The sequence below is a fragment of the Pedobacter sp. AK017 genome (assembly GCF_014200825.1).
GTDB lineage: Bacteria > Bacteroidota > Bacteroidia > Sphingobacteriales > Sphingobacteriaceae > Pedobacter > Pedobacter heparinus.
On record NZ_JACHCW010000012.1, the window covers coordinates 128,616 to 143,335 of the forward strand.

General features: G+C 44.2%; 12 protein-coding genes. 7 read left to right on the forward strand and 5 right to left on the reverse strand.

Annotation, left to right across the window (positions count from 1 at the left end):
* Window positions 1-62 precede the first annotated feature (62 nt).
* Genes HDC92_RS17660 through HDC92_RS17675 form a run of 4 tightly spaced genes read left to right on the forward strand, consistent with a single transcriptional unit; the run spans window position 63 to window position 4,832 of the window.
* Entirely contained in the window at window positions 63-1,160 is a 1,098-nt protein-coding gene (locus tag HDC92_RS17660) for a vWA domain-containing protein (protein ID WP_012780548.1), read from the forward strand.
* Window positions 1,160-2,653, forward strand: a complete 1,494-nt coding sequence (locus HDC92_RS17665; RefSeq protein WP_183876424.1) for a sigma 54-interacting transcriptional regulator — start codon at window positions 1,160-1,162, stop codon at window positions 2,651-2,653. Before HDC92_RS17660 ends, HDC92_RS17665 begins: the two co-directional genes overlap by 1 nt.
* A 20-nt stretch (window positions 2,654-2,673) precedes the next feature.
* Window positions 2,674-3,933 (forward strand): metallophosphoesterase, encoded by a 1,260-nt coding sequence (locus HDC92_RS17670; RefSeq protein WP_183876426.1) that lies wholly within the window; start codon window positions 2,674-2,676, stop codon window positions 3,931-3,933.
* A gap of 17 nt (window positions 3,934-3,950) precedes the next feature.
* Window positions 3,951-4,832 carry a hypothetical protein gene (locus tag HDC92_RS17675; protein WP_183876428.1) on the forward strand — a complete coding sequence of 294 codons (882 nt, stop codon included), beginning with the start codon at window positions 3,951-3,953 and terminating at the stop codon, window positions 4,830-4,832.
* On the opposite strand, the gene HDC92_RS17680 is transcribed toward HDC92_RS17675, so the two are convergent.
* The 4 genes from HDC92_RS17680 to HDC92_RS17695 all read right to left on the reverse strand — a co-directional run bounded on the left by HDC92_RS17680 (window position 4,829) and on the right by HDC92_RS17695 (window position 10,752).
* Window positions 4,829-5,518: a response regulator transcription factor gene (locus HDC92_RS17680; RefSeq protein ID WP_036675418.1), complete on the reverse strand. Its 690-nt coding sequence runs from the start codon at window positions 5,516-5,518 to the stop codon at window positions 4,829-4,831. The genes HDC92_RS17675 and HDC92_RS17680 overlap by 4 nt on opposite strands.
* Before the next feature lie 4 nt (window positions 5,519-5,522).
* Complete coding sequence (locus tag HDC92_RS17685) at window positions 5,523-7,190, reverse strand: sensor histidine kinase (RefSeq protein ID WP_012780543.1); 1,668 nt, start codon at window positions 7,188-7,190, stop codon at window positions 5,523-5,525.
* 11 nt (window positions 7,191-7,201) lie between these two features.
* Entirely contained in the window at window positions 7,202-9,100 is a 1,899-nt protein-coding gene (locus HDC92_RS17690) for a prolyl oligopeptidase family serine peptidase (RefSeq protein WP_183876430.1), read from the reverse strand.
* Between the two features lie 146 nt (window positions 9,101-9,246).
* Window positions 9,247-10,752, reverse strand: a complete 1,506-nt coding sequence (locus HDC92_RS17695; protein WP_183876432.1) for a PAS domain-containing protein — start codon at window positions 10,750-10,752, stop codon at window positions 9,247-9,249.
* Window positions 10,753-10,816: 64 nt separating this feature from the next.
* On the opposite strand from HDC92_RS17695, the gene HDC92_RS17700 reads away from it, so the two are divergent.
* The 3 genes from HDC92_RS17700 to rfbC are packed head-to-tail and all read left to right on the forward strand — an operon-like array spanning window position 10,817 to window position 13,506.
* The gene (locus HDC92_RS17700; RefSeq protein WP_183876434.1) at window positions 10,817-12,625 is read left to right on the forward strand and encodes a tetratricopeptide repeat protein; all 1,809 of its coding nucleotides are present in this window, start codon (window positions 10,817-10,819) and stop codon (window positions 12,623-12,625) included.
* 15 nt (window positions 12,626-12,640) lie between these two features.
* On the forward strand, window positions 12,641-12,943 hold the full coding sequence (locus tag HDC92_RS17705; protein ID WP_183876436.1) for a DUF4286 family protein: 303 nt from the start codon (window positions 12,641-12,643) through the stop codon (window positions 12,941-12,943).
* Between the two features lie 8 nt (window positions 12,944-12,951).
* Complete coding sequence (gene rfbC / locus HDC92_RS17710) at window positions 12,952-13,506, forward strand: dTDP-4-dehydrorhamnose 3,5-epimerase (RefSeq protein ID WP_012780538.1); 555 nt, start codon at window positions 12,952-12,954, stop codon at window positions 13,504-13,506.
* Between the two features lie 10 nt (window positions 13,507-13,516).
* On the opposite strand, the gene nagA is transcribed toward rfbC, so the two are convergent.
* Window positions 13,517-14,707 carry an N-acetylglucosamine-6-phosphate deacetylase gene (nagA, locus tag HDC92_RS17715; RefSeq protein ID WP_012780537.1) on the reverse strand — a complete coding sequence of 397 codons (1,191 nt, stop codon included), beginning with the start codon at window positions 14,705-14,707 and terminating at the stop codon, window positions 13,517-13,519.
* Window positions 14,708-14,720 lie beyond the last annotated feature (13 nt).

Genomic DNA, 14,720 nt, shown 5'->3' on the forward strand with positions numbered 1-14,720 from the left:
AACCGTTTAACATTACTGCCACTACAAACTTTTACCTTCGATAATTCGTTTATACTGAATACATGAGAGGGTTCCAATTTTCTGATTTTAAACCTGATGATCTGCCCAAAGGCGGATTTGATGAATTGCTCAAACTCTTTACCCAATTGCTCAACTATACCGCGGGCGATGCAGGGGAAACCCTTGCCTGGATGAACGAGCTGGATAAGCAGTATAAGTTTACCAATAATGAATATGGTATGGGCGATTTTATAGATGACCTGAAAGAAAAGGGTTATTTACAGGAAAATCCTGCTAATGGCGACCTGAGCATTACCGCCAAAACAGAACAGACCATCCGGCAATCGGCTCTGGAAGAGATTTTTGGCAAGCTGAAAAAGGCCGGTAAAGGAAACCACAACAGCAACATTTCGGGCATAGGGGAAGAAAAAAATGCCGACAGACGGGAATATACCTTTGGCGATAGTCTGGACCAGATCGACATGACTGCTTCCATCCACAATGCCCAGATCAATCATGGCATCGGCAACTTCACCCTTACCGAACGCGATCTGGAAGTAGAAGAGAAAGACTATAAGACCCTTACTTCCACAGTGCTGATGATAGACATTTCCCATTCCATGATCCTTTACGGTGAAGACCGCATCACACCTGCAAAGAAGGTAGCCATGGCCCTTGCCGAGCTCATTAAAACCCGGTACCCCAAAGACACTTTAGACATTGTCGTTTTTGGGAACGATGCCTGGCCCATTACCGTAAAAGATTTGCCTTATTTACAGGTAGGACCTTACCATACCAATACTTTTGCAGGTCTGGAACTGGCTACCGATCTATTGCGCAGGCGCAAGACCCATAACAAACAGATCTTTATGATCACAGACGGTAAGCCTACCTGCTTAAAGGAAAACGGCCGTTATTATAAGAACAGTATGGGGCTGGACAGAAAGGTCATCAATAAGACCTTAAACATGGCCGCGCAATGTAAACGCCTGGGCATACCCATCACTACCTTTATGATTGCCCAGGACCCCTATCTGCAGCAATTTGTACGTGAATTTACACAGATCAACGGGGGCAGGGCGTTTTATAGCTCACTGAACGGACTGGGAGAATACATTTTTGAAGACTACATTAAAAACCGAAGAAAGACAGTTAGATAATGGATCACATCAACATAAAAACACTGGGCGAACTAAAGGCCTCAAACTATACCTCAATTTCTGTAAAAGATGAGTTGCGTAAAAACCTGATCAGACAGCTGCAGGATAAAGATGCAGGCTTTGATGGTATCCTGGGTTACGATGAAACGGTAATACCAGAACTGCAAACCGCAATTTTGTCCCGTCATAATATCCTTTTACTGGGCTTACGCGGACAAGCCAAAACACGCATCGCCCGTTTAATGGTTAATCTGCTCGATGAGTACATCCCTTATGTAAGCGGCAGCGAGATCTTCGACGACCCGCTCAACCCCATTTCCTGGTATGCCAAACATGAAATCCTGGTCCATGGCGACAATACGCCCATCAGCTGGCAGCACAGGTCTGAACGTTATACCGAAAAGCTGGCTACACCTGATGTAACGGTGGCCGACTTAATCGGCGATGTAGACCCTATTAAAGCGGCTACCTTAAAATTAACGTATAACGATGAGCGCGTCATCCACTTCGGACTGATACCAAGGGCACACCGCAGCATTTTTGTCATTAACGAATTACCCGACCTGCAGGCACGCATACAGGTAGCCCTGTTTAACATGCTCCAGGAAAAGGACATCCAGATCAGGGGCTTCAAATTGCGGCTGCCACTTGATGTGCAGTTTGTGTTTACAGCCAATCCTGAAGACTATACCAATCGTGGTTCCATCGTTACTCCGCTGAAAGACCGTATTGAAAGCCAGATCCTGACCCACTATCCTAAAACAATAGCAATTTCCAGGAAAATCACTTTCCAGGAAGCCAGGATCAGTCCGGAACAAAATAAAAACATTGAAGCAGACGGACTGGTAAAGGACCTGGTAGAACAGGTGGCTTTTGAAGCCCGGAAAAGTGAATTTATTGACCAGAAATCAGGTGTATCTGCCAGGCTCACCATCTCTGCCTACGAAAACCTGATCAGCACTGCGGAACGCAGAATGCTCATTAACAGAGAAAAAAACACTATGGTGAGACTATCCGATCTGACTGGTATTATCCCGGCAGTAACCGGAAAAATTGAGCTGGTTTACGAAGGGGAGCTGGAAGGCCCCGCAAAGGTAGCCAATACCCTGATCGGTAAAGCCATCAAAAACCTCTTTGCCCGCTACTTCCCCGATCCTGAAAAGGCAAAGAAAAGCAGAACCGCCAATCCTTATGCCACCATTACAGAATGGTTTACAGAAGGGCATACCCTGGATATTTCCGACGACCTGAGCAACGCACAGTATAAAAAAGAATTGATGAAGGTGGCAGGCCTGTACGATCTGGTCAAAAAGCTTCACCCTAAAGTAAGCGACAATCAAATGCTGCTGCTCATGGAATTTGCACTGCATGGTCTTGCCGAATACTCTCAGCTTAACAAAAAATATCTGGAAGGCGGCTTTGGCTTCTCCGATATGTTCGACAGCCTGTTCAACGTCGACCTGGAAGAAGAGGACGAAGATGACAACTATTAATAAACCGCAACAACAGCTTTATGGGCAGAATCTCTGTGATCCTTTTTTTATGTGTTTTTCTACTGGTATTTGATTACTATTGCTATAGGGCCATTTTATCTGTATTCAAAAAATGGAAGCCCGGTACAAAAAAAATATTCAGTATTTTATGGTGGGCCTATACCATTGCATTGCTGATAGGCGTTTTTGCAAGCATTTACCTGAACCTGTATCTGGCCATCAGGGCCATTATCCTGGTTGCTTTCTTTTTAACTGTGGTGTGCAAATTTGTAATGCTGCCCTTCCTGTTAATTGATGACCTGCGCAGAGGCCTGATCCGGTTCACCCGCTCCAATAAAAAGACCTCCCTGCCTGCAACTGCGGCTAAACAGGCTGCAACCGGAGAACCCATCAGCCGCTCAGCTTTTCTGATGAAAGCAGGAATGGTAACCGCGGCCATTCCCCTGGCCTCTTTAAGCTGGGGTGTGGTATCAGGCGCCTATGATTATAAGATAAAACGCCGTAAGCTGATCCTCCCTAACCTGCCAAAAGCTTTTGACGGCATTAAAATGGCACAGATATCCGATATCCACTCGGGCAGTTTTTACAATAAAAAAGCGGTACTGGGTGGTGTAGAAATGCTACTGGCCGAAAAACCAGACTTTATATTCTTCACCGGCGACCTGGTTAATGACATGGCCAGCGAGATGCGCAACTACCAGGATATATTCTCGAAGGTCAAAGCACCTTTAGGCGTATATTCCACATTGGGGAATCATGACTATGGCGACTACCATTTTGGCAGAACACCTTCGCCTGCAAAAGCAAAAAACCTGCAGGCTGTAATCAAAACACATGAACTGATGGGTTGGGACCTGCTGATGAACGAAAACAGGAGGCTAAAGATAGATGGCGAAGAAATCGGCATCCTGGGTATCGAAAACTGGGGCATGGGCCGTTTCCCTAAATATGGAAAGATGGAACTGGCCGTTAAAAATACGGATGACCTGCCTGTTAAATTGTTGCTGTCACACGACCCTTCGCACTGGCGTGGCCAGGTGCTTAGCAGCTATCCGCAAATAGACGCCATGTTTAGCGGTCATACCCATGGGATGCAGTTTGGGGTAAGAACTGAACATTTTCAATGGAGTCCTGTACAATACATCTATAAAGAATGGGCAGGTCTATACCAGGAACAAAACCAGCAGTTGTATGTCAACGTAGGTTATGGCTTTTTAGGCTACCCTGGCCGCGTTGGAATTTTGCCGGAAATAACGATATTTGAACTGAAGCGCGCCTAACCAATTGCTTTCTCCAGATGATCAAAAAAGTGCTCTTGTCTATTCTTGATTTTTTGCTGTTCAGCAACCTGTTTATTGCCATCTGTGCAGTAGCCCAGGGCCTGATCACCTATCATTTATTAAAGGCCGAGCCCGACAAGTACATTCTTGCCATTATCTTTTTTGGTACCATAGGCATTTACAATTTCAGCATGTTGCTGTCCAAACCTAAGAACCCGGAAAACTCGCAATATGTAAGGGTCAGGTGGATTTTTTCCCATCACCGGCTCATCATTTCCATCACACTGATCGCCATGCTTTGCCTGATCCCGCTGGGCCTGCTTTACCTGAGCATTGAAGCCAAGCTGCTGATGATCTTTACGGCTGTACTGGCATTGGGCTATAACATCCCATTTCTTACCCTCAACAACCAGAAGATAGGCCTGCGCAACATCCCTGGTATAAAACTTTTCCTTATTGCACTGGTATGGTCTATCAGCTGTGTGCTGCTGCCTATTGTAGAACTGGAACACAATTACCAGATCAGCATCTCCTCTGCAGAAACACTGCTGCTGGTAGCCAAACGTTTCCTGTTCATTGCTGCCATTACCATCCCATTTGACATCAGGGACCTTTTTCAGGACAAGCTATATGCATTAAAAACTATTCCTGTAATGTTGGGAGAGAAGAAAGCCTATCTCTTCTGCCAGTTTTTACTGCTGGGTTACCTGGCATTGCTGATCCTTTTCAATCAGGCCATAAATGCAGACATCATTGCCTTAACCTTAACCATTCTGCTTACAGGCTGGTTAATTTTCAAATCCAACATTAAAAAGAATGAATATTATTATTTTTTCTTTCTGGATGGCACCATGCTGCTGCAATATTTAATCCTGGTACTCATCAACCTTCGGTTTTAGGAAGGGTTAAAACGGTAGCCCACGCCTCTTACAGTTTGCAACAGCTGCGGGTTGTCGGGGTTCAGTTCTATCTTTTTGCGCAAGCGCACAATGTGCATATCCAGCGTACGCGTATTTACATCAGAATTATAGCCCCATACCACCAGCATCAGTTCATCCCTGTTGATCACCTTATTCGGGTTCCGCAAAAAGTATAGCAATATCCTGTTCTCCAGAATGGTCAGCTCTATTTTCTTTCCGTCCCTGAACAAAGTATGGATATTAGGATGATGTTCCATATTGCCAAAACGGTGTACTTCAGAACGGTCGTTATTTAAAATAAACTTCACTTTACTGTCCAGCATGGCCACCAGCACATCCATGTTAAAAGGTTTGGTTACATAATCCGAAACCCCAAAGTTATAAGCATCAATCTTGTCCACATCCTGTGCCTTGGCAGTCATCATAATGATCAGGTTATCAAAACCCTGTTTCCTTACTTCTTCACACACCTCTGCACCCTGTTTACCGGGCAGCATCCAGTCCAGCAATACAATATCCGGTTTTTCAGCCAGGATCATGCGTTCCGCAGCCTCACCATCGCCCACTTCCGAAACCTCGTAGCCTTCGGCCTTTAAACGATGTACAACTAAAAAGCGTAAATTCTCATCGTCCTCAACTATCAGTATTTTAACTCCTTTCGACATAGTATTAATCATTATATGGTAGTACAATCTTAAATTCTGTTCCTTTGTTCACCTTACTTCTCACTGTAATTTCACCCTTCATAAAATTAACCAGTTCCTTACAAAAAGCCAGCCCCAAGCCAACGCTCCCATTCTGGTTGTACTGATTTTGTATCCGGAAAAACTTCTTAAATATATTATTAATTTCTGATGCAGGTATACCAATGCCCTGGTCTGTAAACCTAAACACCACTTTCCCTTTAATCAGCCTGGCACTGATGTGTAGTTTTTTACGTTCTGCGGGCGAATATTTATAGGCATTTTCAGCAAGGTTATCAAACAAACTGCCCAGCAGTACCGGATCGGTCACAAAAGTAGTAAACCCTGAAACCTCATAACTGAAGTCGAAATCAGGGTGTTTTAACCGATGTGATTCAACAGTACTTTCCAAAAAGTCCAGCATCTTGATCTCATCCCTATTCAGGGCAATCGCCTTATTTTCTATCTGTGTAAAGGCAAGCAGCTTATTCATCAGTCCATTTAACTTGTCGGCCTCTTCATCCAGTATTTTTCCATACATCTTCAGTTCCCTGTCTGTCAGCGCCGCAGCACTTTTAATGTTGTTCCCTGCAATCTTTATCACGCTAACCGGTGTCTTAAACTCATGTGTAAGGTTGTTTACAAAATCATATTGCAGTTTAAACATCTTCTGGTTAATGTTCAGGTTGCGGTAAATTAAAAAGGCTACCAATACCACAATACTGTAAAACAACAGGATTGCCACTGCAATAGGAAGAAAATAACTAAACACTTCCTTTTCAATAAAAGACTTTGAAGAAATAAAATATAGTTTATAATCAGAAAACGGGCCCGGTAAAGTGATCTCTGTGCTCAGGTATACTTCGGTTGTATCCAAAGGGTCGTAAGTAAGCGGCTCTATTTTAATGTACTGATATAAAAGCGGGCGGGTATTTTTGATCTTTATTTTATAAGGATCCAGCTGGAACGACAGCATATCCTGCTGATAAACAGGATTCGCTGCAAGGCGGCTGCGCATCATTTTCTTATACACTTTCAAGTCCTCCATCCGGGGGATGTTCAGGTAGGTGATCTTGTTGGACCTGACAATACTGAAATTGCTGAACAGCTCATCCTGTCCTGGTACACGGGTAGTATCCAGGCCTTCTATATAAGACACCAGCTTTAAACCCAGGGTATTGAAATCGTCCCCAACAATAAAATTACGGGTATTGTTCCTCGAGAACAACTGTACGGAGTCCAGGGGCACCAGGCTGCCAAACTGGTAAATGTTTTTAGGGCCGAAAGAGAATCTACCAATATTTAAGCCATCGCTGACCGGCGCATTGCTCACTTCCGAATCATAAAAAACAACTTTCGAAACAAAAGGATATTCCAGCAAAACGGTATCCACAAAACTGGCTGCCGTTGCAGAATCCAGGTAGCCATTATAATAAGACACTTCCGGTAGTTTCTTTTGAAAAAAGTCGTTATACGCCTTGATACTCTCTTCAAGCACATTTACCTTCTCCGATACAAACTCATTCTCAATGTATTTTGTACTGAACCTATAGGCCAGGCCCAGCGAAAGCAGGAACAGGACAGACATCAGCACGATGAAGGTGAGTATCAATGAAAAATTCTTACGGTAACCGTCTTTTTTCTCTGAAGCCATTAAACGTGAATTTACTTCCTTTTCAGGTTAACTTCTAAAAATTCTTCAAGGGCATCATAAAATTTACGCCTTCCTTCCGGATTCCTGGCGTAATAGATATTTATATCGCCGTCATTTTCCAGATAAGTAACACTGACATTGCGTTTTTTAAGGTTTTTCACAAATTGTATGGCCTCGCCGGAATTGTTGTTCGGATCTTTAATGTTCTCGGCCAGCAATACAGGTGCATTGATCTTATCTACCTGAAACAGGGGCGATACCTTACGTATCTTGTCAATATCTGTTAAAGGATTACCGATAATTTCATAATACATCTGCAAATTTGGCTTTTGATACGGGGGGATCGATTTCAAATAGGTGAACAGGTTAATCACGCCTGAATTTGATGCGGCACAGCTATAAGTACCTTTATTTAAATACAGGCCATTTAATGCTATATAACCACCAAAGCCGGTACCATATATACCAATACGCTTAGGATCAGCAATTTTACGGTTGATCAGCCATTTTACCCCATCGTAGATATCATCCTGAATTTTGCCACCCCATTCTTTAAAACCAGCAGCCACAAAGGTTTTCCCATAACCTGATGAGCCTCTGTAATTGATCTGGAATACCGCATAGCCCCTGTTTGCCAGAAATTGTACTTCAGGATTGTAGCCCCATAAATTTCTTTGTCCCGGCCCATCATGCGGCAACACTACCACGGGCAGGTTCTCCGCTTTTACATTCAGGGGCAGGGTTAGGTATCCATGAATTTTCAGGCCATCTCTTGAGGTATAAACCACTGGTTTCATTTCACAAAGTTCGCTTTCATGAATCGAGGCATTAAAATCACTCAGTTTTCGCAATTTACCCGTAGTGGCAAAATACAGGTAATAAGAACCTGGGTTCCTGTCCGTAAATGTCCTCAGTATGAATACCGTTTCTGCCTTGTCCTTGTCAAATATCCGGGTCTCTGTTTTTGGCAAAAGCTTGTCGAGATTGCTGTAAACCTGCCTTACGGAGTCATCCAGGTAATGCTTTTCTTTTTTCCAGGTTTCATACACCACGAAAGAAATCCGCTGGTTTTTCTTTGAATACTGGGCATCAGTAATGTTCAGGCTATCGTTACAAAAAATATTCTTTATTTCTTTGCCGGTATTGCAATCCACTTCAACCAGGGCAGTCTTGTCGCGGTTTACATCCGATATGGCATAAATTACGTTGGGTCTTTCATGACTAAAAGCAACAGGGTAGAACGTGTCCTTGAAATTGCTGGTCAGTACTTTTTTAAATTGCTGGTTTTCATTTGCCCGGTACAGGATCGTAGAATTTACCCCATCACTGCTTATGGCAAGCCGAAGCTTCCCTTCGGCATCTGTTCTCCAGTCGATGATATTTCCCGGGTTTTTAGCGGCCATTTCCATCTGTCCGTTCCGCACGTTTAAACGGTAAACATCAAAAACAGTCGAATCCCTTTTATTAGAAGATACCAACAGGTATTTATCGTCGATCAGCTGATCTTCAATCACCTTTAACCTGCTCTTTTCATTGTTTACCAGCTGGCGTTCATTTTTCCCTTCCTTGTCAATAATAAACACATCCGATTGCCGGCTCGCTGCATCTACCTCTTTATAATAGATCAGTTCATGGTTGCTTACCCAAAAGTAAAAAACGATTTTTTTATCCTTTAACCGGGTAATATTTTTGCCTCTTCCAGTTTCAATATCCTCAATATAAATGTTCTGGTCCTGCCCCTGTAATTTAAGGTAAGAAAGATTTTTCCCATCTGGCGATAGCCTGTAGCCTATTTTATCCTGCGATTTAAAGAAATCATCAACAGGTATGGTCCTCAACACTTCCTTCTGCCGACAGCCAGCAGCAAGAACCATCAGTACCAGGAAAAAACATCTTTTTAGTCCAATCATAACAGTTACTAGCCCGCAAATCTACGCAACACCGGCTTTGTATGCAGGCAATACACCAATATTGTTACTTTAAAGCCTTAATGTTACGCAAAATAACCGAAGGTATGTGTTGTTTCAATTAGGGTGGCTATTTCCTGGAAAACATCTTAAACACTTCTCTCGATGATCCCTTTGATCACTTTATCAAGTTCAGTTGCTGAATCATGAAGGTAACTGAGCAGCTGATCCTCATCGGTAACATAACTTCCAGGTTCCCTAAGCAATTGCACCAAGCCCATAATACGTGCCAGGGGTGCCCTAACCAGGTGCGTTTGTGCCCATGCAATATCACGAAGCCTGTGGTTCTGGGTTTCAATGGTATGGATATAATTAATGCGCTCGGTAATGTCCTGCATGGCCCCGATCATCCTTACAGCCTCACCATTGTCGTCGAACAACAAGAATCCCCTGTCCAGCACAAACTTATAATTGCCGTCACTGCACTTAAAGCGATATTCGGCAGTCCAGCGCGAGCGCTTCTCACTTTTACAGGCATCTACAAGAGCCGTAATCTCCAATACATCATCCGGGTGCACATGATCGTACCACCACTGGTAAACCTCTTCTACCTGCTCATAGCCAAAAATTTCTTTGACCCCATTGTTCCAGATCACTTTTTGGCTCAGCAAATCGTAGTCCCATATCGCATCGCTGGTTGCCTTAGACACCGCATTGTAACGTTCCAGGTGTTCTTTTATTTCCAGTTCGTGCTGTGTGCGCTGCGTAATATCACGTAAAACACCAATCATTCTAATGGCCTCACCATCATTATTCCTTAAAATGTACCCGTTTTCTTCTATAAATGCATAGCTCCCATCACCCCGCTTAAACCGGTACTGCGCCGTCCAGTGGGTTGTAGTGACCTCCCTTAAAGCCTCACGCAAACTTTTGGTAACCGGATCAATATCACTCTGATGGATCATTTCAATCCACCTTTGAATGGGAAACTTTTCGCCATCAGGCAGGTAGCCGAATATCCTGAAAAAAGCGCCTCCCCACTCCAGGTTGTTGGTCATGATATCCCAGTCGTATATGGCATCATTAGTAGCCTTGTTCACATAATCATACAGCTCATTGCTCGATTTCAAGGCTTCAGCGTATTGCCTGCTCTCCAGAATTATCTGCAACAGGGAACTGGCCCGTTCAATGATATTTAACTCATCTTCAGTTGGCACTTTAACCTCGTTGTAATAAATGGCAAATGTAGCCATAACTTCACCCACCGAATTCACAATTGGCCTGGACCAGCAGGCCAGCAGATTGGAAGCCAATGCAATTTCCCTGTAGCCCTCCCACCTCGGGTCCTTACCAATATCTGCTACAATTACCGTTTGCTTTAAAAAAGCCGCTGTGCCACAGGAACCCACATTATCTGCAATCTGGCCTCCTTCAATTTCTTCAGCATAATCTTTAGGTAAAGAAGAAGCAACCCAGCTATACAGCCTGCCGTTTTTCACTTGCATGATGGTACAATGCATTTCAGGGAACAACAACTCTATACCCTGCACATAATGCGACAGTACCCGCGTAAGTAAAACATCGGACTTTGAATTTAACTCCAAAACTTTCTTTTCAAGCGATTCAAGATCGAATAATCCATCTATTGTTGGCATAGCGAACGAATTAGAAAATGAATTTACTATTTTATTAGCCAAATTCCCGATCTTAGTTCACAGAATGAAAAAAGTAGCTGTAATTGTTTTGCTGTGTTTTGCACACTTGTTTTGCCTGGCGCAGGACAATGTAGACGATGCACTGGCCTATCAGTATTACCAGCAGGGCCAGTATCAGCAAGCTGTTGTCCTACTGGAAAAGCTCTTCAATAATACCAGAAGCGATGCCTATTTTGAACTTTATTTCAATTCACTGTTAAAACTTAAACGCTTTGACGATGCAGAAAAAACAGTTAAGAAACTGATCAGGCAAAATCCTAAAAACCTGCAGTACGGTATTGCACTTGCACGTATTTATCAGGACAAAGGCCAGACCGACGCTGCCAATAAGTTATATATGCAGGTGATTGCCAACCTTCCTGCCGACGAATTTAAGATCAGGGAAATTGCCAATCATTTTTACAGTTTCCAGGCCTACGACCTGGCCATTTCTGCTTTTTTACAGGGCCGGAAAATACTGAACAACGAGCAGCCTTTTACTTACGAACTATTGAGCATTTACCGTTATAAAAAGGACAAGCATATGCTGGTGCAGGAATACCTGAATGCACTGCCACAAATGCCACAGCTGCTGCCACAGGCCGAAAGTGTTTTGGCAACAGTATTTGAAGACAACAGCGATTACCAGCTGCTGCAGTCGGCCCTGCTCAAAAAGATACAAAAAGAGCCGCAGACAGAGGTATATACTAAACTGCTCATCTGGCAATACCTGCAGCAGCAGGAATATGAAATGGCACTGCGACAGTTAATGGCACAGGATAAACGCACAAGAGATGACGGCGGAACTTTATTTAATGCAGCCGGTACCTTTATAGACAATAAAGCCTATCCAACAGCCATTAAGGCTTACGAATACATCCTCGGCAAAGGTAAGGAAAGCCCCTGGTACCTGCCTGCAAAAGTGGAAATGATCAATGCCAAATATCAGTTGGTTATCGCCGGGCATTTTGATAAAAAAGCAATTACCGAGCTGGCCGCAGCATACCAGGCCATTATCGACGAATATGGCAAGAGCAGGCAGACGATCTTTGCCCTGAAGAAATGGGCAAACCTGCAGGCCTATTACCTGGACGACCTGCCCAAAGCCGAAAATGCACTGGAAGAACTACTCAAAACGCCTGGCATTCCGGCCACCGAGGCAGGTCAGGCTAAATTAGATCTGGGCGACATTTATATCCTTACTCAGCAGCCCTGGGAAGCCTTCCTGATCTATGAACAGGTAGCTAAACAGTTCGATAACCAGGAAATTGGCAACGAAGCCCGGTACCGCTCTGCCCGCTTATCCTTTTATCAAGGCAATTTTGCCTACGCCAAGTCGCAGGCCGATGTGCTCAAAGCCTCTACCTCGCAACTGATTGCCAATGATGCACTGAACCTGAGCCTGCTGATAGCTGATAACCTGCAAACTCCGGCAGACAGCAATGCACTTAAAATGTATGCCGATGCCGAAATGCTGCAGTTCAGGAACCTGCCCATGAAAGCAATCGCCAAACTGGACAGCATCAACATCGCCTTTCCAAACAACAGCCTCACCGATGATATTTTAATGGCCAAATCAAAAATCTATATCAAAAGCAATGAAACAGATAAGGCTGTTGCGGCCCTGAAGGCCATCATAGATTTAAAGGAAAGCAGCATCTGGGCAGATGATGCCCTGTTTACCCTGGCCGATCTGTATGAGAAAAACGGGAAGGACAATGAACAGGCCAAAAATCTGTACCAGAAACTGATCAATGATTACCCCGGCAGCATGTATACTGCTGAAGCACGCAAACGTTTCAGAAAACTTAGGGGAGACTATGTGGGTACATAATATTATCTTTGCAGCATGTTTTTATACAACGTAACTACAATAGTTGAAGATGCCGCGGCCGAACGCTGGCTGAAATGGATGGAAGAAGTACATATACCGCAGGTAATGGCCACCGGAAAATTTGTTTCACACCGTTTGCTCAGGGTATTGGACTCCCCAAATGAAGGGGTAACTTATTGTGCCCAGTACGTTGCAGCCCAGATGGCCGATTACCTGGATTATCAGGAAAAGTTTGCCCCTGCCTTGCAGGCCGATGTGAACAAACATTTCGAAAATCAGTTTGTTGCCTTCCGCACTTTAATGGAATATATCGATTAATCAATTTTATGCAAATTACACAAACACCATTGGCCGGCCTTTTAGTAATTGAGCCTAAGGTATGGAAAGACAACCGTGGTTATTTTTACGAAAGCTATAATGCAAAGCTATTTGCTGAGGCCGGCATCAGTGCTAATTTTGTGCAGGACAACCAGTCCTTCTCACAAAAAGGGGCACTGCGCGGAATGCACGCACAAAGTCCACCCTTTGAGCAGGGAAAGCTGGTCCGTGTACTGCAGGGTGCGGTATGGGATATTGCAGTCGACATCAGAAAAGCATCCCCTACTTATGGTCAGCATTTTGGTGTTGAGCTGAGCAGCGAAAACCACAAACAGCTTTGGGTACCCCCCGGATTTCTGCATGGTTTTTTAACGCTGGAAGACCAGACCATTTTTACTTACAAAGTAAGCAATTACTATGATAAGGCCTCAGAAATCGGGGTGATGTGGAACGATCCTGACCTGAACATCAACTGGAATGCCAGCATTCCTGAACAGGACCTGCTCTTGTCTGATAAAGACCTCCTCCTTTCTGCTTTTAAGGATTTTAAAAGCCCTTTCTGATGCTCTTATCTTAAGGCTTTGTATACACTATATGGCCATTTACCATGGTCATCCGGATATCGATGTTCTCATCAAAAATGACCACATCAGCCTGTTTGCCCTCAATCAGTGATCCTGTGCTGTCCTGAATACCCATGATGCGCGCAGGCGTAGTGCTGATCATTTTTATAGCTTCAGTTAAGGGTACGTGTGCCATTTGGACCATGTTACGTACCAGTCTGTCTGTAGTGGCCACACTTCCGGCAAAAGCACTGCGGTCGGGCAGTTTGGCTACCCCATCTTCCACAATTACCTTCATACCGGTAGCAATGTTGCCCAATATGCTGTCGCCAGGCGGCATCCCGGCACCCCGCATCGCATCTGTAATCAATGCCGTTTTTACTGTGCCTTTTATTTTATACACCAGTTGCAGCAGGGCTGCAGGCAGGTGTATGCCATCTGCAATGATCTCTACATCCATCTCATCAATCAGGTAAGCGCTTTCTATCACACCCGCATAGCGGTAAGCATTACGGCGGGTTACGCCCGACATGCAGGAATAAAGATGGGTGGCCAGGGTATAACCGTTTTCAAAGGCTTCCAGTGTTTCCTCATAAATGGCATCGGTATGTGCAATTGCAGCAATAATGCCCTTACTTTTCAGGTACCGGCCAAATGGAATGGCCCCTGGTAATTCAGGGGCAGCACTCCAGCGTTTAATGACATCAGAATGGGCTATAATGGCTTCATACTCTTTCGGGTCAGGGTTACGGATAAAACGCGGATCCTGGGCACCGCGCTGATCTGGCGAGAAATAAGGCCCTTCCAGGTGCATACCGATAAATTTTGCACCCATGGTATTCTTTTTATCTGCCTCTTTATAAATATCCAACGTATTCAGCAGCTCTTCACGGGTGCTGGTCAGCGTGGTAGGTACCATGGCCGTTGTACCAAACCTGGCATGCGTTTCAGCAATTTTAAGAAAAGCCGTTTCGTTGCCATCCATAAAATCATGACCGCCACCCCCATGGATATGGATGTCTATAAAACCCGGGGAAACATAGTTCCCCCGGGCATCAATTTCAATAGCACCGGGGGCATGGATATCCCCTTCGCTGATCTGTGCAATTTTATCTCCTGTAATTAACAGTGTTCCCTGATCAATGATGCGATAAGGCGTAATGATCTTTCCGCCAACTATTTTATAAGTATTCTGAAGCATTAATTTATGTTTT